The sequence below is a fragment of the Curtobacterium sp. PhB172 genome (assembly GCF_003752545.1).
Classification (GTDB): Bacteria; Actinomycetota; Actinomycetes; order Actinomycetales; family Microbacteriaceae; genus Curtobacterium.
The window spans coordinates 360,429-378,145 of record NZ_RKIF01000005.1 but is presented as its reverse complement, the minus strand read 5'-3'; the positions used below and the strand labels follow the sequence as shown (position 1 = coordinate 378,145).

The 17,717-nt window shown below is 72.6% G+C and carries 22 protein-coding genes; 13 read left to right on the top strand and 9 right to left on the bottom strand.

Annotation, left to right across the window (positions count from 1 at the left end; genetic code table 11):
* Positions 1 to 170 precede the first annotated feature (170 nt).
* From EDF42_RS02885 to EDF42_RS02870, 4 genes are all read right to left on the bottom strand, one after another.
* Complete coding sequence (locus EDF42_RS02885; protein ID WP_123671415.1) at positions 171 to 782, bottom strand: hypothetical protein; 612 nt, start codon at positions 780 to 782, stop codon at positions 171 to 173.
* A 306-nt stretch (positions 783 to 1,088) separates the two neighbouring features.
* On the bottom strand, positions 1,089 to 1,739 hold the full coding sequence (locus EDF42_RS02880) for a response regulator transcription factor (RefSeq protein WP_123671414.1): 651 nt from the start codon (positions 1,737 to 1,739) through the stop codon (positions 1,089 to 1,091).
* Positions 1,736 to 3,139 carry a sensor histidine kinase gene (locus EDF42_RS02875; protein ID WP_123671413.1) on the bottom strand — a complete coding sequence of 468 codons (1,404 nt, stop codon included), beginning with the start codon at positions 3,137 to 3,139 and terminating at the stop codon, positions 1,736 to 1,738. Before EDF42_RS02875 ends, EDF42_RS02880 begins: the two co-directional genes overlap by 4 nt.
* Positions 3,136 to 3,660: a hypothetical protein gene (locus EDF42_RS02870; RefSeq protein ID WP_123671412.1), complete on the bottom strand. Its 525-nt coding sequence runs from the start codon at positions 3,658 to 3,660 to the stop codon at positions 3,136 to 3,138. The genes EDF42_RS02875 and EDF42_RS02870 overlap by 4 nt, the downstream gene beginning before the upstream one ends.
* A 142-nt stretch (positions 3,661 to 3,802) precedes the next feature.
* Between EDF42_RS02870 and EDF42_RS02865 the strand changes: the two genes are divergently transcribed.
* The 6 genes from EDF42_RS02865 (at position 3,803) to EDF42_RS02840 (ending at position 8,997) form a co-directional block, all read left to right on the top strand.
* Positions 3,803 to 4,645: a spermidine synthase gene (locus EDF42_RS02865; protein ID WP_123339452.1), complete on the top strand. Its 843-nt coding sequence runs from the start codon at positions 3,803 to 3,805 to the stop codon at positions 4,643 to 4,645.
* A gap of 115 nt (positions 4,646 to 4,760) precedes the next feature.
* Positions 4,761 to 5,474 (top strand): DUF4064 domain-containing protein, encoded by a 714-nt coding sequence (locus EDF42_RS18805; protein ID WP_185040729.1) that lies wholly within the window; start codon positions 4,761 to 4,763, stop codon positions 5,472 to 5,474.
* Between the two features lie 125 nt (positions 5,475 to 5,599).
* Positions 5,600 to 6,430 (top strand): hypothetical protein, encoded by an 831-nt coding sequence (locus EDF42_RS02855; RefSeq protein WP_123339450.1) that lies wholly within the window; start codon positions 5,600 to 5,602, stop codon positions 6,428 to 6,430.
* On the top strand, positions 6,427 to 6,918 hold the full coding sequence (locus EDF42_RS02850) for a SprT-like domain-containing protein (protein WP_123671411.1): 492 nt from the start codon (positions 6,427 to 6,429) through the stop codon (positions 6,916 to 6,918). Before EDF42_RS02855 ends, EDF42_RS02850 begins: the two co-directional genes overlap by 4 nt.
* A gap of 47 nt (positions 6,919 to 6,965) precedes the next feature.
* Entirely contained in the window at positions 6,966 to 7,661 is a 696-nt protein-coding gene (locus EDF42_RS02845; protein WP_111083499.1) for a CGNR zinc finger domain-containing protein, read from the top strand.
* Positions 7,662 to 7,737: 76 nt separating this feature from the next.
* Positions 7,738 to 8,997: an Nramp family divalent metal transporter gene (locus tag EDF42_RS02840; protein ID WP_123671410.1), complete on the top strand. Its 1,260-nt coding sequence runs from the start codon at positions 7,738 to 7,740 to the stop codon at positions 8,995 to 8,997.
* Between the two features lie 33 nt (positions 8,998 to 9,030).
* Here EDF42_RS02840 and EDF42_RS02835 read toward each other — a convergent pair whose 3' ends face one another.
* A complete protein-coding gene (locus tag EDF42_RS02835; protein WP_111083501.1) occupies positions 9,031 to 9,333 on the bottom strand; it encodes a DUF427 domain-containing protein in 303 nt (100 codons plus the stop codon).
* 67 nt (positions 9,334 to 9,400) lie between these two features.
* Entirely contained in the window at positions 9,401 to 10,006 is a 606-nt protein-coding gene (locus tag EDF42_RS02830; RefSeq protein WP_260235023.1) for a hypothetical protein, read from the bottom strand.
* Positions 10,007 to 10,103: 97 nt separating this feature from the next.
* Here EDF42_RS02830 and EDF42_RS02825 point away from each other — a divergent pair, with 97 nt between their 5' ends.
* Complete coding sequence (locus tag EDF42_RS02825; protein ID WP_123671409.1) at positions 10,104 to 10,736, top strand: GNAT family N-acetyltransferase; 633 nt, start codon at positions 10,104 to 10,106, stop codon at positions 10,734 to 10,736.
* 3 nt (positions 10,737 to 10,739) lie between these two features.
* On the opposite strand, the gene EDF42_RS02820 is transcribed toward EDF42_RS02825, so the two are convergent.
* Entirely contained in the window at positions 10,740 to 11,507 is a 768-nt protein-coding gene (locus EDF42_RS02820; RefSeq protein ID WP_148067600.1) for a carbonic anhydrase, read from the bottom strand.
* Between the two features lie 74 nt (positions 11,508 to 11,581).
* Here EDF42_RS02820 and EDF42_RS02815 point away from each other — a divergent pair, with 74 nt between their 5' ends.
* The 3 genes from EDF42_RS02815 to EDF42_RS02805 all read left to right on the top strand — a co-directional run bounded on the left by EDF42_RS02815 (position 11,582) and on the right by EDF42_RS02805 (position 13,138).
* Positions 11,582 to 12,064: a hypothetical protein gene (locus EDF42_RS02815; protein WP_123671407.1), complete on the top strand. Its 483-nt coding sequence runs from the start codon at positions 11,582 to 11,584 to the stop codon at positions 12,062 to 12,064.
* Between the two features lie 131 nt (positions 12,065 to 12,195).
* Complete coding sequence (locus tag EDF42_RS02810; protein ID WP_123339557.1) at positions 12,196 to 12,768, top strand: DUF1684 domain-containing protein; 573 nt, start codon at positions 12,196 to 12,198, stop codon at positions 12,766 to 12,768.
* Between the two features lie 10 nt (positions 12,769 to 12,778).
* A complete protein-coding gene (locus EDF42_RS02805) occupies positions 12,779 to 13,138 on the top strand; it encodes a GntR family transcriptional regulator (RefSeq protein WP_165901018.1) in 360 nt (119 codons plus the stop codon).
* Between the two features lie 113 nt (positions 13,139 to 13,251).
* Here EDF42_RS02805 and EDF42_RS02800 read toward each other — a convergent pair whose 3' ends face one another.
* Positions 13,252 to 14,085, bottom strand: a complete 834-nt coding sequence (locus EDF42_RS02800) for an endo alpha-1,4 polygalactosaminidase (RefSeq protein ID WP_123671406.1) — start codon at positions 14,083 to 14,085, stop codon at positions 13,252 to 13,254.
* Positions 14,086 to 14,373: 288 nt separating this feature from the next.
* Between EDF42_RS02800 and EDF42_RS02795 the strand changes: the two genes are divergently transcribed.
* Positions 14,374 to 15,981 carry a DEAD/DEAH box helicase gene (locus EDF42_RS02795; protein WP_123293088.1) on the top strand — a complete coding sequence of 536 codons (1,608 nt, stop codon included), beginning with the start codon at positions 14,374 to 14,376 and terminating at the stop codon, positions 15,979 to 15,981.
* A gap of 144 nt (positions 15,982 to 16,125) precedes the next feature.
* A complete protein-coding gene (locus tag EDF42_RS02790; protein WP_111083508.1) occupies positions 16,126 to 16,335 on the top strand; it encodes a CsbD family protein in 210 nt (69 codons plus the stop codon).
* 102 nt (positions 16,336 to 16,437) lie between these two features.
* Here EDF42_RS02790 and EDF42_RS02785 read toward each other — a convergent pair whose 3' ends face one another.
* Positions 16,438 to 16,980: an NUDIX hydrolase family protein gene (locus tag EDF42_RS02785; RefSeq protein WP_111083509.1), complete on the bottom strand. Its 543-nt coding sequence runs from the start codon at positions 16,978 to 16,980 to the stop codon at positions 16,438 to 16,440.
* A 73-nt stretch (positions 16,981 to 17,053) separates the two neighbouring features.
* On the opposite strand from EDF42_RS02785, the gene EDF42_RS02780 reads away from it, so the two are divergent.
* Positions 17,054 to 17,671: an alpha/beta hydrolase gene (locus EDF42_RS02780; protein WP_123671405.1), complete on the top strand. Its 618-nt coding sequence runs from the start codon at positions 17,054 to 17,056 to the stop codon at positions 17,669 to 17,671.
* The last annotated feature ends 46 nt before the right edge of the window (positions 17,672 to 17,717 follow it).

Below are 17,717 nucleotides of genomic sequence, written 5' to 3'. Positions count from 1 at the left end.
CTGCGTCGACCGCAATATGACGACACGGATGCCAGGGAGCGCGAACTGCCATCATAGTTCGCGCCGAGTCGTGCTGTCCAGTCCTGGCTTGACCAGATTCGGCAGTGGCGTGTATAAGCCGCTGCGTGCCCGCGGAATTCCCGGCCCGCGCAGTCGACCCGGCCGTGCGCTCAGCCGAGGCGCTCGCGCTCGACGTGCCCCGCGCCTCCCGGCCGGCCCTGCTGTCCCGCCAGCGCACGGAAGGCGTCCTCGGGTCGGCGGGTGCGCACGAAGGTGACGCGGCCACGCTCGTCGGTGATCTCGATCCCGAGTCCGGGGGTGAGGATCAGGGCGCGCACGCCGCGACCGATCCGCAGGCCGACGCCGCCGTAGGTGCGGGCGTCCGCCTCGACGAGTCGGACGTCGGCGATGCGCCGACGCGCGATGCGCCGTGGCGGCAGCGGCCGGAAGTGCAACGTGACGTGCGTGTCGGTGACGGCGAACCCGGCCCGCGCGAGCAGCAGCAGCACGCCCGCCACGACGGCGACCAGCGCCGGCACGATGAGCGCGGTCTCCGGCGCGTCGCCGGGCCAGGCGGTCACGGCCGCGGTCAGGCCGAGCCCGCCGAGGAGCAGGACCGTGCCGACGACACGCATCCAGGTGGGTGCCGTCTCGTGGTCGGCGTGGGCCGGACGGGAGGCGCGGGGCACCCGCGTCGTCCGGCTCGCGGTCGTGCGCGTGGTGGCGCGGGTCGTCGGTGCGGCCGGGCGTGCGGTGGGCACGCTCATCGTGTCGGCGGTCATGTCGGGTCTCCTGCGGCTCGGCGGAGTGTTGCATCCCGTATTTTACATGACGGGTGCGATGTGATCACGGCCAGCGCGCACGGGTGACCGGAAGGGGCACGCGGACGCGCGCCGACGGCGCGCACGCTCGAGCGGTGGGGGTGTTCGACGGCACGTCGTGGTCACGTCGGGAAGGCGGACGCGCGAGGTGTGGGGCACTGCACGCATCGACGCGGTCTCGCGTGACGACCGGATGAACAGTACGGAACGAGTCTTGACGTCTGCTGGCCGTCCATGTGTACGCATTCACGTACCGGCCAGGACCGGTCAGCGCAGGACGCGCGCGACCGCCTCGGCGCGGGTTGCGACCCCGAGCTTCGCGAACACCTGGTTCACGTACGACTTCACCGTCGGCACCGTCAGGAACAGCTCCGCCGCGATCTGCGGGTTCGTCCGGCCGGCCGCGATGTGCTCGAGCACGTCGGCCTCGCGCGGGGTGAGGTCCGGGAATCGGTCTCGCAGCGCCGGCACAGCGGGCGGGGATGCCGTCGCCCCGCCGCCGGCGAGCTGCGCCACCAGCCGCGCTCCGACGGTCGCGTCGAACGTCGACTGCCCTGACGCGACCGCCCGGATCGCCGTCGCGATCTCGGTCCGTCCGGCGTCCTTCGTCAGGTACCCGCGCGCACCCGCCCGGAGCGCGGTCACGATCGACTCGTCGTCCGCGTAGGTCGTCAGCACGAGCACCGCCACCTGCGGGTGGTCGGCCACGATGCGCGCGGTCGCCGTCGGCCCGTCGGTGCCGGGCATGCGGAGGTCCATCAACACGACGTCCGGAACGTCACGGTCCACCGCCGCGATCGCCTCGGCGCCGTCGGCGGCCTCACCCGTCACCTGCAGGTCCGGTACGAGCGACAGCACCGTCACCAGGCCGTCGCGGACGATCGCCTGGTCGTCGACGACGAGGACACGGATGGTCACGAGGCGTCCGCCTCGTGCTCGGCCACCCGGTCCACCGGCAGGTGCAGCGCGACGACGAACTCGTCGTCGGATCGCTCCGCTTCGACCGTCGCACCGCTGCCGAGCTCCTCGACGCGCTCGCGCATCCCGAGCAGGCCCTGGCCGCCGCCGGTGAGCGGGTTGGCCACGACGACGTCCACGGCGTCGCCGTCGCGGACGACGGACAGTGACACGGGGCGGCCGGGGGCGTGCCTGCGGGCGTTGCTGAGGGCCTCGCGGGCGACCTGGACGACGGCGGCGCGGTGCGCCTCGTCGAGTGCGGCCAGGGTCGCGTCGCCCTGCACCACGATGGTGCCGCCGAACGAGCGGTGGGCGGCGACCAGGGCGGTCAGGTCGGTGCGGTCGGGCTGGCCAGCGCGGTCCGGCACGTGGTCGTCGGACGGTCGGGAGGCCCGGCCCGCGTCCGGCGCGTCGGTTCCGCTGGTCGGCGTGGCCGGCTGCAGCGCCGTGGACGGGTCCGTGGTGGTGACGCGGTCCGAGCTGGTGGTCGGATCCGGGGCCGTGGCCCGATCCGGGGTGGTCGTCCGGTCCGGGGTGGTCGTCCGGTCCGGGGTGGTCGTCCGGTCCGGGGTGGTCGTCCGGTCCGGGGTGGCATCGGGCTCGGCATCCGCGTCGTCGCGGAGGGCGTGCACGGCTCGGCGGGCCTCGGCGAGGCCGTCCGCCGCCAGGGTCCTGGCCTCGCCGGCACGCTTCGTCGCGTCGTCGACCCGGCCGGCCTCGAGCAGGGCCTCGACCGCGTCGAGCTGCAGCACGAGACCCCCGAGCGAGTGCGCGAGCACGTCGTGGATGTCCCGCGAGGCCCGGGACCGGTCGGCGAGGAGCTGTGCCCGCTGCTGGTCCCGCTCGGCCTGCCGCGCACGCTGCGCCGCGACCCGGAACTGCCGGCGGCTGAACCCGATGAGCACGCCGAGCAGCAGCCCGCCGCTCGTGCCGAGGACGAACTGGACCGAGGCGTGCTCGATCGTCGCGCACACGGCGATCACCACCACCGCCCCCACCGCGGTGACCGCTGCGACCCAGACCGGTACCCGGAGGTTCGCGCCGAGCAGGACGATCCCGACGATCACGGGGACGATCATGAGCGAGTCGGTCGCCACCACGGTCAGGGAACCGGCGACGATCATCACCACGCCCGCGACGACGAGCAGTTGCGGCGTCCGGCCGAACTCACGGAGCGCCCACGCGGCCAGCGCCACCGCGCCGAGTACCCACACCCACACGGGGAGCTGCAGCTCGAGTCCGTTCTTCACGAACCAGAACCCGACGATCACGATGCCGAGGGCGTTGAGTCCCCAGGCGGTTGCCGAACGGGACCGACCTCCGGGGAGGTCGGTCGGGTCCTGTCCGCTCAGCAGGGTCACCGGACCATCATGCCGCGGGTGGTGCGGCCACTGGCGGTCCGGTCTCCGCGGGGGATGCGCTGGTCGATGACGACGGCGCGGGCGGCGCGGTTCAGGGCGAGCACGAGCAGGATCGCGCCGGTCGAGGTGAGCAGGTGCGCACCGAGGTGGCCGCCGAGGACGTCGAGGCCGACGCGCACGGCGATGAGCACGATCCAGAGCGACGCCCCGAGCCAGCCCGTGCGGGACTGGATCGTCCGACCCTTGCTGTCCGGGGTGGCGACGGTGCGGAACCGGGTGATGGTGCCCATCGTCAGGCCCACGCCGATCGTGATCAGGGCCTCGATGCCGAGGAACACGACGTCGATCGTGGTGATCGTCGCCCCCGACTGCGCCAGGACCACCACGCCGATGATCGCCATGATCATCGGCGTGCGCCAGATGCGCGCCGGGTCGAGGTACTGCCAGGTGGCCTGGCGGTACCCGAGGAAGCCGACGAGAGCGACGCCGATCAGGACGTTGACGAGGAGCTGGAACGACATGGTGTGCCTTTCGAGGTGACCCGGCGGGACGTCCCCGACCGATGGATCCAGCCTCGTTCCGGCGCGTCCGCGGGCACACCAACCAGGGGTGGGGGCCCGGGTGGTGATCGCGGTGCCGGTCGGGTGGTGTTCGATTGACCGCATGGCTGATGCGTTCGACGGGTTCCGGATCGGTGCGGGGTACTCGGTGGTCGAGCCGGACCGGCACCGCCCCGGGTCCTTCACGCTCGTGGTGGACGGCACGCCGCAGTCGCACGTCGACCTCGAGGACCCGACCCACCTGGCGTTCGAGTACATCCGGCGGATCGGGCACGCCATCGACCTGCTGCCGTCCGGCCCGGTCACGGCGCTGCACCTCGGCGCCGGCGCCCTGACGCTCCCCCGGTACGTCGCGGTGACCCGGCCGGGCTCGCGCCAGCAGGTCATCGAGCTCGAGCGCGACCTGGTGGACCACGTCCGCGAGGTCCTGCCGTTCCCCCGCGGGGCGTCGATCCGGGTGCGGTACGGCGACGCGCGCGAGGTGCTCGGCAAACTCCCCTCCGGGCTGCGCGGCACGGTGGACCTGGCGGTGGTGGACGTCTTCGGCGGTTCGCAGATCCCGGCGCACGTGACGAGCATCGAGTTCTACCGCGAGGTCGCTGCGTTCCTGTCGCCGACCGGCATCGTCGCCGTGAACGTGGCCGACGGCGCGGGTCTCGCGTTCGCGCGGGGGCAGGCGTCGACGCTGCAGGCCGTGCTGCCCTCGGTCGCGGCGGTGGCGGACACCGGCATGCTCAAGGGGCGGCGGTTCGGGAACATCGTGCTGCTCGGTTCGCCGACCGACCTGCCGATCGCCGAGATGCCGCGGCGGTACTCCTCGGACCCGATGCCGGCGAAGGTCGTCCACGGGGCCGAGCTGCGGGCGTTCATCGCCGGGGCGCCGATCGTCACCGACGCGACGGCCGTTGCGTCACCGGAGCCGAACCGGAGCGTGTTCGGCGCCTGACCCCGCGGTGACGACGGGGCGGCGCGCCAGGCCGTTCCCGGGCACTCGGCGGGTGCGGCTGTCAGGATGGTCTGAACGACCGCGCAGGTGCGCGACCGAGCGATGGGATCCCCTGATGACGAACGACGACCGGAGCAACCAGGACCGGACGGGCGACGGCCAGGCGCCGAGCTGGGGCGAAGCCCCGCAGCAGCAGCCCGCCGCCGACGCACCGCGGTACGGCGAGCGGAGCGACCCGACGCCGCAGTACGGGCAGTCCGCCCCGCAGTACGGCGAGCAGCAGAACCAGTACGGGCAGCAGCAGCAGTACGGGCAGCAACAGGACCAGTACGGCCAGCAGCAGGACCAGTACGGCCAGCAGCAGCAGTACGGCCAGCAGCCGTACGCCGCGGCGCCCGCGAGCTCCGGCTCGCCCGCATGGCAGAGCTACGAGGAACCGAAGGCCAAGAAGAAGAAGAAGACCGTCGGCGTGATCGCGTTCGTGGTCGGCCTCGCCGCCCTGGTCGTGGGAGCCATCGGCGGGTACCTGTTCGGGCAGTCGTTCGGCGCTTCCGACGCCTTCCGCGACTCGATGCAGAACAGCGGGGCGACGCCGAGCGACGCGCAGATCACCGAGCTGATGACCTCGTCGAACGTCATCACCGGGTCCCTCATGTTCTACCTGGGTACGGCCCTCGGCCTGTGGGCGATCGTGCAGGGCATCATCGCCGCCGTCACCAAGCGTGGCCGCGGTTGGGGCGTCTTCGCGATCGTCCTCGCGGTCGTCGCGCTCATCGTGTTCGTCGTGGCGGTCGGCGTCGCTGCGGTCGCGGCGAGCGGGATGTCCTGATCCGCTGAGCCCGTCCCGAACGGCCCGTCGCGCTCCGGCACGGCGGGCCGTTCTGCGTCCACCGGCGCGAAGCCTGAGCGCGTCGCACCGGCCGCTCCCGGCAGAGCGCGGCTACCCTCGAACCGATGTCCCTCCCGCCCGACGACCGTCAGCAGCCCGACCCGTCCGACCCGTCCCGTGAACCGCGCCACGCGGCTCCCGTGACGGCCGGGGTCAGCCCGGGCAGCACCTTCGCGCCCATCAGCCTGCGGCCGGCGGTCGACGTCGACGCCGTGCACCAGCGTCTGCGCGACCTCGGTCAGAGCCGCAGCACCGAGGCGCTCGCGGAACGCGCCGAACTCCTCCGCCTGCTCGGCCGACTCGACGAGTCACTCGTCGTCGCGGAAGAGGTCTTCCGCCTCGCGATGTTCACGGGCGAGCGCCAGGACAAGGTCGCCGCCCGGATCCGGCGCGCGCACATCCTGCACGACCTCGGTCGCCACGAGCGTGCCGCGACCGAGGCTGCTCTGGCCCGCGACACCGCCGCGACCGAGGAGTGGCCGGAGCTCGAGGGGGCCGCCGCCGAGATCGAGGGGTGGTCGCTGTTCGAGAACGACCGCTTCGAAGAGTCCCGCGCCGCACTGTCCCGCGCCTACCAGGCGTTCCGCCAGGCCGGTGCCCCGTCCGAGCGCACCGACGCCCTGCGCACCGCGGTCGAGGCGGCGATGCGTGCCTCGATCACGCACCCCGCCGAACCCGCTGACAAGCCGCGGACGGCCCGCGAGGTCGCCGCCCGCCGTGCTGAGGACGACGAACCGACCATGCGCGTCGCCGAGCCGGTCAAGCAGGTCCCGCCGATCCGCCGCCGGGTGCTCGGGGCGCCGGACGCCGCGCGCACCGAGGCCGACGACATCTGGGGACGGATCGCCGCACGGGCAGCCAAGAAGGGCCAGGCCGACCCCCGCGCCGACCAGTGACCGCACTCGAGACGGTCCGTTCCCGAGCCGAGGCACTCATCACCGAGCACCTCGGCGCGGGCGCATGGACCTTCGGGTTCGACCACGCGAAGACCCGTGCGGGACAGTGCGACTTCGCCCGGAAGCGCATCACCGTCAGTCGGCACCTGGCCGCACGGTTCTCGGACGACGACGTCGAGCAGGTCCTGCTGCACGAGGTCGCGCACGCCCTCGCGGGGGCCCGTGCGGGCCACGGCGCGAAGTGGAAGCGGACCGCGTCAGCCATCGGGTACACGGGTTCGCGGCTGCACGACGGCCCGATCGCCAGCGAGCTCGCACCGTGGATCGGGACCTGTCCCGCCGGACACGAGCACTTCCGCTACCGGACGCCCACCCGCCAGCTCGCCTGTGCCCGGTGCTCCCGCCGGTTCGATCCCCGCAACGCCATCGTCTGGCGGCGCCGGAGCGAGGCTGACACCCCGTCGACGGTGGCCTCGACTACCGCATGAGTCCGTCCGCGCGCGGAGGCGCGCCGGTAACCCGTTAGCCTGGACGGATGCACACGGGGCAGCACATCCGCACGGACGCCGGATCCACCTGGTTCTTCGACGCCGGTCGGATCGCCCTGGACTTCGCGCACACCGGTGGGTTCGCCGACGACCCGGACGGTCGGCGTCCCCGATCGCAGCTCGGTGAGCTGCTCGCGAGCCCAGCGGACCTGGACGAGTGGCTCAGCGACCACACCGAACCGATCGACGTCGGGGCGAGCGCGCGCGAGCTGCAGGACGCCCGCGCGCTCCGCGCGGCGATCGCCCGACTCGCCGTCGCCGCAGCCCCCGGCCCGGCGACCACCGCGGCCGAGCGCACCGCCGTCGCGGCGGGCCTGCGTGCCGGGACCGGCCGCACGCGCCCCGCGCCCGACGACATCGACACCGTCAACCTGTTCGCCGCCCTGCCGGACGTGCCCCCGAGCCTCCCGGGTGGCCGCCGACGTGCCGGAGCGAACCGCGTCCGCCTGGCCCAGGCACTGTCCAGCGTCGCGCGCGACGCCGTCGCGCTGTTCACCGAGGTCGGCTTCGACGACGTCGAGGCCGACGGCCGTCCGACGCGTCTGAGCCGCTGCTCGGCGGACGACTGCGCGCTCGTCTTCTACGACTCGTCGCGGGGCGGGACACGCCGCTGGTGCTCGATGCAGCGCTGCGGGAACCGCGCCAAGGTCCGTGCGCACCGCGCTCGGCGCGCGGCGGTCTGAACCACCCTCCAGCCAGCCGAGAAGGCACCGCGAAGAAAAAGATTCGGCGTGCCGAATTCTCTGGCATGCTGGTGCCGTGACCGACACCGCCGCCGCGAGGACCACCGAGCAGCCCTCCGGCACGCCGCGCCGCCGCGCCGCGGGCCTCACCCTGCTCGGCCCGGCGTTCGTGGCGGCCATCGCCTACGTCGACCCCGGCAACGTGGCGGCCAACCTCACCGCCGGGGCGAAGTACGGCTACCTGCTCCTCTGGGTCCTGGTCGCCGCGAACGCGAGCGCGGTCGTCGTGCAGTACCTGTCCGCCAAGCTCGGCGTCGTCACGGGCAAGTCCCTGCCGGAGCACCTGGGCCTGCGGATGCGTCGCACCCCGAGGCTGCTCTTCTGGGGGCAGGCCGAGATCGTCGCGGCCGCGACCGACATCGCCGAGGTGATCGGCGGCGCGCTCGCCCTGCACCTGCTCTTCGGCCTGCCGCTCGTCGCCGGCGGGCTCATCACGGGCGTGGTCTCGATGCTCCTGCTGACCCTGCACAGCCGCCGCGGGACCCGCACCTTCGAAGCCGTCGTCACGGCGATGCTCGCGATCCTGACCGTCGGCTTCTGCGCCGGACTGCTCTTCGCACAGGTCTCCCCCGCCGAGCTCGTCAGCGGCCTGGTGCCGCGGTTCGAGGGCTCCGAGTCGGTGATGCTCGCGGCGTCGATGCTCGGCGCGACGGTCATGCCGCACGCGGTCTACCTGCACTCGGCGCTCGCCCGCGACCGGCACGGCGACGTGCCCGCCGGCCCCGAGCGCCGCCGCGTGCTCGTCGCGACCCGGTGGGACGTCGGTCTCGCGCTGGTGGTCGCCGGCGGCGTGAACATCTGCATGCTCGTCCTCGCCGCGGCGACGCTACCCGGGGTCGCGGACACCGACTCGATCCCCGGAGCACAGCGGGCGATCGCCGAGCACGTCGGGCCCGTCGTCGGGGTGCTCTTCGCGGTGGGGCTGCTGGCGTCGGGGCTGGCCTCGACCTCGGTCGGCTGCATGGCCGGCGCCGAGATCATGAAGGGGCTGTTGCACGTCCGGATCCCGCTCGTGGCGCGGCGGGTGATCACCCTGGTGCCGGCGATCGTGCTGCTCGCGATCGGTGCCGACGCGTCGATGCTGCTGGTGGTGAGCCAGGTGGTGCTGAGCTTCGGGATCGCCTTCGCGATCGTCCCGCTGGTCGTCTACACGTCGCGCCGCAGCATCATGGGCACGGACGTGAACGCCGCGACCACCCGCGTGGTGGCGTGGGTGGTCGCGGCGGTCATCGTGGCGCTCAACGTCGCACTGATCGTGCTCACGGTGACGCAGTGAGCGCCGACGCGGTGTGCGGCACGACGTCGGTCGTCACTCGACGACCGTGACGTCCTTCCAGAACGCGACGTAGCCCGAGTAGTCCTTGCCGACGCGGTCGAACGACGACGGGATCGGCGTCGGGTAGGACCACGCGCGGTCCTGCAGCGCCTGTCCGTCGACGTTCACCGTGAAGTACTGGGTGTCGCCCTTCCACGGGCAGTGGTACTGGGTGGGGCTCTCGGTGAACAGCTCGGACTTCACGCTCGACGGCGGGAAGTACCAGTTGCCCTCGATCTTGATGAGGTCCTCTTCCGGGGCCTCCGCGATCACCGTGTCGCCGACGACTGCCTTCATGCGTTGCTCCTTCGCTCGCTGGTGCCGGACGGCCTGGACGGCGCTCCGGTCCCTGTCCGCCCGAACGCTACGCCCGGCCCCGCGATTCCCGCAGGACGACCAGGTCCGGTCCGACGGCGAGCGCCGCGTGCACCGGCTCGCGACCGAGGACGGCCGCGCTCTCGGACGCCGTGACCAGGTGCTTCACCGCGCGCCGGAGCCCGCTGTACGCCGCGCAGGCCGCGGCGGCCTCCGGTGAGGTGTGGTCGATCCCGACCGCGGCGAGCGCGTCGACGACGGCGCCGGCGGCGAGCAGGTCCTCGACGGCGAAGTCGGGTGCGTCGGGCACGTCGACGGTCTCGCCCGCGGCCTCGGCCGCGTCGTCCAGCGCTCCGGGATGGTGCAGCCCGGCGGCCACGACCGCGACGACGCACCGGTCGCCACGATCGGCCTGGAGGCCCGTCACCCGTTCCGCGATCGCACTCGCGTTGCCGAGGTGGCCGAGCACGACCTCCGGACCGTCCGGCAGCTGGGCGGTCGCGTTCCGCAGCGCGCGGCGCTGCGCCGCCGCGTCCGGCGAGCTCGGCAGGACGTCCACCCAGACGACGAGGTGTGCGCCGTGGGCGATGCGTTCCGCACCACCGGTGCCCCACGCGAACCGGACCTGGTACTGCTCCTGGGTGCGTTCTGCCACGTCCGTCACGATAGCCGCCCGGACGATGCTGTCCCTCTCCACAGGGTGGCCGTCCCGACAGGCTCCACCATGGTCGACGACCGTAGGATGCACTTCCATGGAGATCGCCCCCGCGCCCACCCTGACCGGCGACCGTGTGACGCTCGAGCCCCTCGCGCAGGAGCACGCGGATGACCTGCGGGCAGCGGTGACGGACGGCGATCTGTGGCGCACCTGGTACACCTCGGTCCCCGCGCCGGCCCAGGTCGAGGACGAGATCGACCGGCGCCTCGCCGAGCACGAGGCCGGCCGCATGGTGCCCTTCGCGGTGCGTGACCGTCCGACCGGCCGCGTGGTGGGTTCGACGACCTTCATGAACATCGACGCGGGCAACCGGCACGTCGAGATCGGCAGCACGTTCCTGGCGAAGTCGGCGCAGCGTTCGGGCATCAACACCGAGGCGAAGCTGCTGATGCTGTCCCACGCGTTCGAGGCATGGCAGTGCATCGCGGTGGAGTTCCGCACGCACTGGCACAACCACCAGTCCCGCGCCGCGATCGCCGGTCTGGGCGCGAAGCAGGACGGCGTGCTGCGGAACCACTCGATCGGTCGCGACGGCACGCTCCGCGACACCGTGGTGTTCTCGATCATCGCCTCGGAGTGGCCGGCGGTCCGGCTGTCCCTGGCCGAGCGGCTCCGGCGGCACGACCGCGCCGAGGGGTCGCGCCGCCGGTCCGCCCGGCACGCCTGACCGTCAGAGCGTGTGACGGACCGTCCGGTCACCGAGCGGCTGGACCGGACGCGCGTTCTCGACGTGCGCTGCCTCGAGGTCGGCGAGCTGGTCGGCGCCGAGCTCGATCGGGTCCTCGAGCACGATCCACCGCACCCCCTCGGTGCAGGGCGGCGTGGTGAGCGACCCCTCGTAGGTCGCGAAGGAGCGCGACGCGGGCAGCATCGCTTCGACGTCCACCGTGCTCTCGCGACCCGCCCCTGCCGTCGCGCCGGCGAGGTAGCTCTCGTAGGCGGGGTTGTGCGCGCCCCGCTCGGCGAGGACCCCGACGACGGTCAGGGTGCCGCGGTCGTCGGCGTGCACGAAGTGGAACTCCGCGTCGGCCGGGTCGCCGTCAACGGTGTGCTCCGACCCCGCGTGGAAGTGCAGCTGCACCAGGTCGAGGTCCGCGCCGGCGATTGTCGTCGAGGCACCGTCGCCGGCGGTGAACTGCACGGTGTGCCCGTTGTCCGCCGTCAGACCCCGGACAGCGCCCGAGCCCACGAGGTCGAGGTCGGCGCCACCGCGGGCGGCCGGGAGATCGATCGGGGACTGCTGGGCGCCGGTCCCGCACGTGCCGTACTCGTCGGTGAGGCCACCCCAGTGCTGCGGGGCGCCTGCTCCCTCGTACGACCACGACGTGCCGACGTCGTGCGCGTCGGCCTCGGGAGGCGTTCCGGCCGCGCAGCCGGCGAGGACGAGGAGGACGGCTGGGGCGGCGAGCAGGGGCAGGCGGGGATGAGTGGATCGCATGCTGTACACACTCACATACTCGTATTTCACATTTGCCGTGAGTGGTCGTCGGCCGCGAGCGTAGGGTCCTGGCCATGCACGTCGGTATCCGGATCGTCCTCGATGCGCCGGTCGACGCCGTGCGCGATGCCCTGCTGTTCCCGTCCGTGATGGTCGCGGTGACGAAGCCGTTCCTGGTGTACCGCTCGCGCAGCCCCGAGGGGTTCCCCGAGCGGTGGGAACCGGGGCACCCGCACCCGATCACCGCGAGTGCGTTCGGCCTGGTTCCGAGCGGCGACACGCACGTCGACCTCGACCTGTACGAGATCGACGGCGTCCCCGTGCAGCGTGACAACGGCGGCGGCACGAGCGGGCTGTTCGGCCGTATGTCGATGCGCCACCGGATGGCGGTCGTGCCGGCTCCTGGCGACCGGACCCTGCTCATCGACCGCCTGACCTACCGGATGCGGCCGTGGCCCCTCGGCGCGCTGCTGTGGCCGGGGATGTGGGTCATCTGGCAGTGGCGGGCGTACCGGATGCGTGCGCTCGCGCCCGCCTGGCGGACGGATGCCGCCTGACCGAGGCGAGTCGGGCCTCCCGTCCACCGCGGAGCGGGCGTAGCCTCGACCACGTGAGCCAGACGCGCCCCCAGGAGCCGACGACCGACGACCGTGTGCGCAGCACGCTGGCGACCGTGGACTGGCGGCGCATGACGTTCGACCTGTACCGCCGTGTCCGCGCGACGCCTGATCCCCAGACGGCGCACGCACTGTGGCGGGAGACCCGCGACGCGATGTTCGCGGAGCACCCCGCGTCGCCGCTCCTGGACGAGGACGCCCGCGACTTCGAGTCGCTGCCCGTGCCGGACTACGACCCCGCCTGGCGGTTCCAGGTGCGCATCGAACCGGCCGAGCCCGCCGAGTTCGACTACGAGACCGGCACCGACGGCACCGTGCACTTCGACCGCCTCGGCGTCGTGACGGTCCCGGGCGTCGGCACGCTCGACGTCTGGTCGCACGGCGGCTACGGGGGCGGGCTGTTCGTCCCCGTGAAGGACTCCAGCGCCGGCAAGGCCCGCGGCACGTACGGCGGCGGACGCTACCTGCTCGACACGATCAAGGGCTCGGACCTGGGCGGCGACGACGCCGACTCGCTCGTGCTGGACTTCAACTTCGCGTACAACCCGTCGTGCGCGTACGACCCGGCGTGGGCGTGCCCGCTCGCGCCTCCCGGCAACACCGTGCCGGTGCCGATCCCGGTCGGCGAGCAGTACGACTTCTAGGGTGGAACGCATGGCAGGACTGGTCGCACTCGACGCCGGCGGACGCGTGCCGCCCTTCGAGCAGGTCCGCTCGCAGATCGCGGCGCAGATCGGCGCGGGGTACCTCGTCGACGGCGAACGGCTGCCGAGCGTGCGAGGGCTGGCCGACGAGCTCGGGCTGGCGGCTGGCACGGTCGCGAAGGCCTACCAGCTGCTCGAGGAGGCCGGGCTCGTGCACACCGCGCGTGGTGCCGGCACCCGGGTGGTGCGGCCGGCCGAGGTGCCGGACGCCGTGGCCGATGCGGCCCGCGCACTGGCAGCCGCTGCCCGCGCGGCGGGACTGTCGGCGGACCAGGCGGCCACCGCGCTCAAGGACGCCTGGCCCGCGTAGCGCGGGGCTTCCGGGCGTACCTGGTGCTTCCGGGCGTACCTGGTCGGAAGTTCCGGCCCGGTACGCCCGATTCCACTTTCCATCGCGGCCGTTCTGGGAAGGAACCCGCGCGCTCAGCAGTGCTCGAAGACGTAGGCGTCGTCCGTCGGCGTGACCAGGTCGCGGTCGCGGAGGATCGTCATCGCGGGCCGGTCCTCCAGCCCGCACACCGATGCCCACGAGCGCTCGAGGGTGTCCGCGTACTCGATGTCGATGACCCGCTTGCCGTAGGCCTTCGTGTACGCCGAGCACTCCTGGTACTGCACGCACTCCTCGGCGACGACGAAGTCGAACCCGGTCTGCTTCCGGCCCGAGGCCCCGAGCTGCGGCGTGTTCTTCTGCCCGACGGCCAGACCGTGGCGGTGCCCGGTGTCGACGAGTGACTTCGCCAGCGCCAGGTTGCCGGCGCGCGTCAGACGCTTCCCGCTCCGGGTCCACGAGTCGAGGTTGTCGAACTCGACCGCGTCGAACCCGCGGTCGCCGCAGCGGGCGATGGACTTCGCGAGCACCTTCGTGATGAGCGCGCGCTTCGCGGCCGTCCGGGTGTCGAGGAGCATCTCGTCCGGCCAGCCCGGGTCGGACACCGGCTTGCCGGCCCGGTCGCGCAGGATCGCCGACGGGTAGGACTTCGTCCACGTGCCGGCGGACTCGGGCTGGGTCTGGAACCCGTTGACGTAGCAGATGTCGTACTTGCCCTTCGCGGGCTTCGCGGTGCTGTCCCGCTCGACGATCGTCACACCGGACGGCGGCGTGTAGGAGCCGCCGAGCTGGTAGTCCGGGCGCCCCGAGGTCGGCAGGTTGCGGTAGCTCGCCGCAGCGCTGGTCGGAGCAGCCTCGGCACAGCCAGCGGTGCCGAGCACGGCCACCAGGGCCATCGCGGTGGTGATCAGGACGGTTCGGGTGCGCACCCGGGAATCCTCGCATGCGCACGGCGAACGGACCGGTCCTGGGTTCTGCGGGGTCCACACGCTATGCTGGTGGTACTCGAGACGCCGATCGTCTCGTGCGTCGTACGGACGCCCCGAACTCCCGACCACGTTCCACTGATCCTCTGGTCGATGATCGAGCACCTCCCGAAGGTGCCCAGGCTTCTCTGCTGCGGCGACTGCGCCAGCCACCTCTGTTGGCGCGCATCCCGCCCGCGCGCTGCCTCAGAGCGCGCCCACAGCCGGTCTCATCCGGCTCGAAAGGTCACCATGACCACCAATGACCTCCGTTTCTCCGACCTGGGCGTCCCCGCGCCGATGGTCGCCGTCCTCGCCGACCAGGGCAAGGAGACCGCGTTCCCGATCCAGGAGGACACGCTCCCCGACTCCCTGCAGGGCAAGGACGTCCTCGGCCGTGGCCGCACCGGCTCCGGCAAGACGATCGCCTTCGCGATCCCGCTCGTCGCCCGTCTCGCCGCCAGTGGCCGCAAGCGCCGCGCCGGCCGCCCCCGTGCCCTGGTGCTCGCCCCCACCCGTGAGCTCGCGACCCAGATCGACGTCGCGCTCGCCCCGCTCGCCAAGGCCATGGGCCTGAACACCACGACCATCTTCGGTGGCGTCGGACAGGGCCGTCAGGTCGACGCCCTGCGCGGCGGCGTGGACGTCGTCGTGGCCTGCCCGGGTCGCCTCGCCGACCTCATGCAGCAGGGCCACGTCAACCTCGGTGACATCGAGGTGACCGTCCTCGACGAGGCCGACCACATGGCCGACATGGGCTTCCTGCCCGGCGTGACCAAGATCATGCAGGCGACGCCCGAGCAGGGGCAGCGTCTGCTGTTCTCCGCCACGCTCGACAACGGCGTGGACAAGCTCGTCAAGAAGTTCCTGCACAACCCGGTGATGCACTCCGTCGACGAGGCGAACAGCCCCGTCGAGGCGATGACCCACCACCTGTTCGAGGTCGCCGACGCCGACGCGAAGAAGCACCTCGTGAGCACCCTCGCCTCGGGCAACGGTCGCCGCATCCTCTTCATGCGCACCAAGCACCACGCCAAGCGCCTCGCCAAGCAGCTCAGCAGCCAGGGGATCCCGGCCGTCGACCTGCAGGGCAACCTGTCGCAGGGCGCCCGTGAGCGGAACCTGGCGAAGTTCTCGTCCGGCGAGGCCCTCGTCCTCGTCGCCACCGACGTCGCCGCCCGTGGTGTGCACGTCGACAACGTCGAGCTCGTCGTGCACGTCGACCCGCCCACCGAGCACAAGGCGTACCTGCACCGCTCGGGCCGTACCGCCCGTGCCGGTTCGTCCGGTGACGTCGTCACGGTGACGATGCCCGCCGAGCGTCGCGACGTCGCGCAGATGATGCGCGCCGCAGCCATCAAGGTCACCCCGCAGCAGGTCACCGCGACCTCCCCGGCGGTCACCACGCTCGTCGGCGAGATCGCCCCGATCCGCCACGTCGCCGAGGACCAGCCCGCACAGCAGCAGCGTCAGCCGAAGCAGCGTTCCGCCGATTCCGCCGGTGACCGTGGTCGCCGTGGTCGCGGTGGCCGTCCGGGAGGCTCGGGTCAGCCCGCGCGCTCCGGCTCGGCTTCCGAGTCCGCCGGTTCGGCCGGGGGCCGTCAGGGCCGTCCGGCTCGCGGCGCACGTTCCGAGGGCACCGGGCGCTCCGCCGCCGCGGGAGCGGGCTCGACGGGTGGTCGCCGTACCGGCGGCAGCCGTCGTGCCGGCAGCGACACCGTGCGCGGTGGGTCCTCTGCGGTCTGGTCCTCGGACGGTGGCTACGCAGCGGGCCGTGGAGCCGGCCAGGAGTCGGGCGGGGGCCGTCGTGGCTCGTCGCGCCGTGCCTCCCGTCCGGCCGGCGCTGCCGACCGCCACTGATCTGTCGACCCGGCCCGCGCTGACCAGCGGGGGACAACCTTGGGGGCGCCTGCAAGGCGGACGCCCCCAAGGGCGTAGTTTCTCCTTTACCGGATGCCGCGCAAGCGGCTGACGGGGAAACGTCCGCTGTTGGAAGGAGTGCCTATGGCTGGGATCGAAGACATCAAGAACGCCGCTGAGAAGGCGGCAGGCAAGGTCAAGGAGGCCGTCGGGAACGCGACGGACAACGACCACCTCAAGGCTGAGGGCAAGACCGATCAGGTCAAGGCCGACACCAAGCAGGCGGGTACGAACGTCAAGGACGCCGCTTCCGGCGTCGCCGACAGCCTCAAGAGCGACCGCGACACGAAGTAACAAGCCGGTCCAGTACCGCGCTGCGAAGCCCCCGGATCCGATCGGATCCGGGGGCTTCGTCGTGTGCGGGTGCTCCGTTGTGCTCGGGGACCGAGCCGGTCGCTACATGAGCGCGCCGACCGACGCGAGGCCCGCGCGCAGCAGGGCACCGCGGCCACCCTCCATGTCGTCGGCGACGCCGTCGGACGCGGCTTCCATCGGGGTCATCCAGGTGAGCTCGAGGGCGTCCTGCCGAGGCTCGCACGTGCCGGTGACCGGGACGACGTAGGCCAGCGAGATCGCGTGCTGCCGCTCGTCGGTGTACACCGAGGCGCCGGGCAGCGGGAAGTACTCGGCCACGGTGAACGGCGTCGGGCTCGACGGCAGCTGCGGGAACGCCATCGGGCCGAGGTCCTTCTCGAGGTGGCGGAAGAGCGCCGTGCGGATGGACTCGCCGAACATCACGCGACCGGACACCAGGGTGCGGACGATCGAGCCGCTCGGGGCCACACGCAGGAGCACCCCGACCTCGGTCACGACGCCGAGCCCGTCGGTGCGGACGGGGATCGCCTCGACGTAGCAGATGGGGAGTCGACGACGCGCGTTGGCGAGTTCCTCGTCGGACAGCCAGCCGGAGTCGGGGTCGGGGGTTTGCAACGAGGCCATGCACCGTGTCTACCAGGGACGGCGTCGAGTTCGGCGGAAGGCGCGGGACTTGGGGATGGTTAGCGTTGTCCACATGATCGATGCAGACCTGGTGCAGTGGACCCGTCCGGCGGAAGAACGCGCAGGGACACCGCTGCTCGTGACCATGCACGGGGTGGGGTCGAACGAACGCGACCTGCTCGGACTCGCCCCCGCGCTGCCGGCGGCCTGGACGATGGCATCGCTGCGGGCGCCGATGCCGTGGGGCCAGGGGTTCAGCTGGTACCCGCTCGGGACGCCGGGCTCCCCCGCGCTCGAGCCCGTCGACGCCGCGGTCGCCGAGGTGCTCGCGTGGGTCGACTCCGTCGCCGCCGACCACCCGCGGATCGGGCTGCTCGGGTTCTCGCAGGGCGGGTCGATGGCGCTGCAGCTGCTGCGGGCCCGACCGGCTGCGTTCGCCTTCGCGGTGTCGCTGTCCGGGTTCGTCGTGCCGGGGGCGACGGACTCGCGTGACGAGGCCGTCGCCGCCGTCCGGCCGCGGGTGTTCCTCGGGCACGGCGATCTCGACCCGGTGATCCCGGCGGAGGCCACCGCGCGGACGCAGGCGTGGGCGGCGGCGAACACCACCGTGACGGACCGGGCGTACGAGGGCCTGCCGCACGCGGTGTCGGCAGCGGAGCTGTCGGACGTCGCGGCGTTCATCGGGACGTAGGCGCGGGCGCGCAGCGCGCTTGGTGAGCGGCGCGGGACGCGCTTGG

Coding starts and splice junctions, on each gene's coding strand:
- EDF42_RS02870 (WP_123671412.1), bottom strand. CDS start 3,660: ATGTCGTTCCAGCTCCTCGTCAACGTCCTGATCGGCGTCGCTCTCGTC.
- EDF42_RS02785 (WP_111083509.1), bottom strand. CDS start 16,980: ATGGCCTCGTTGCAAACCCCCGACCCCGACTCCGGCTGGCTGTCCGAC.
- EDF42_RS02835 (WP_111083501.1), bottom strand. CDS start 9,333: ATGAAGGCAGTCGTCGGCGACACGGTGATCGCGGAGGCCCCGGAAGAG.
- EDF42_RS02815 (WP_123671407.1), top strand. CDS start 11,582: ATGCACGTCGGTATCCGGATCGTCCTCGATGCGCCGGTCGACGCCGTG.
- EDF42_RS02845 (WP_111083499.1), top strand. CDS start 6,966: ATGCACACGGGGCAGCACATCCGCACGGACGCCGGATCCACCTGGTTC.
- EDF42_RS02855 (WP_123339450.1), top strand. CDS start 5,600: ATGTCCCTCCCGCCCGACGACCGTCAGCAGCCCGACCCGTCCGACCCG.
- EDF42_RS02810 (WP_123339557.1), top strand. CDS start 12,196: ATGACGTTCGACCTGTACCGCCGTGTCCGCGCGACGCCTGATCCCCAG.
- EDF42_RS18805 (WP_185040729.1), top strand. CDS start 4,761: ATGACGAACGACGACCGGAGCAACCAGGACCGGACGGGCGACGGCCAG.
- EDF42_RS02820 (WP_148067600.1), bottom strand. CDS start 11,507: ATGCGATCCACTCATCCCCGCCTGCCCCTGCTCGCCGCCCCAGCCGTC.
- EDF42_RS02795 (WP_123293088.1), top strand. CDS start 14,374: ATGACCACCAATGACCTCCGTTTCTCCGACCTGGGCGTCCCCGCGCCG.
- EDF42_RS02865 (WP_123339452.1), top strand. CDS start 3,803: ATGGCTGATGCGTTCGACGGGTTCCGGATCGGTGCGGGGTACTCGGTG.
- EDF42_RS02780 (WP_123671405.1), top strand. CDS start 17,054: ATGATCGATGCAGACCTGGTGCAGTGGACCCGTCCGGCGGAAGAACGC.
- EDF42_RS02885 (WP_123671415.1), bottom strand. CDS start 782: ATGACCGCCGACACGATGAGCGTGCCCACCGCACGCCCGGCCGCACCG.
- EDF42_RS02790 (WP_111083508.1), top strand. CDS start 16,126: ATGGCTGGGATCGAAGACATCAAGAACGCCGCTGAGAAGGCGGCAGGC.
- EDF42_RS02825 (WP_123671409.1), top strand. CDS start 10,104: ATGGAGATCGCCCCCGCGCCCACCCTGACCGGCGACCGTGTGACGCTC.
- EDF42_RS02805 (WP_165901018.1), top strand. CDS start 12,779: ATGGCAGGACTGGTCGCACTCGACGCCGGCGGACGCGTGCCGCCCTTC.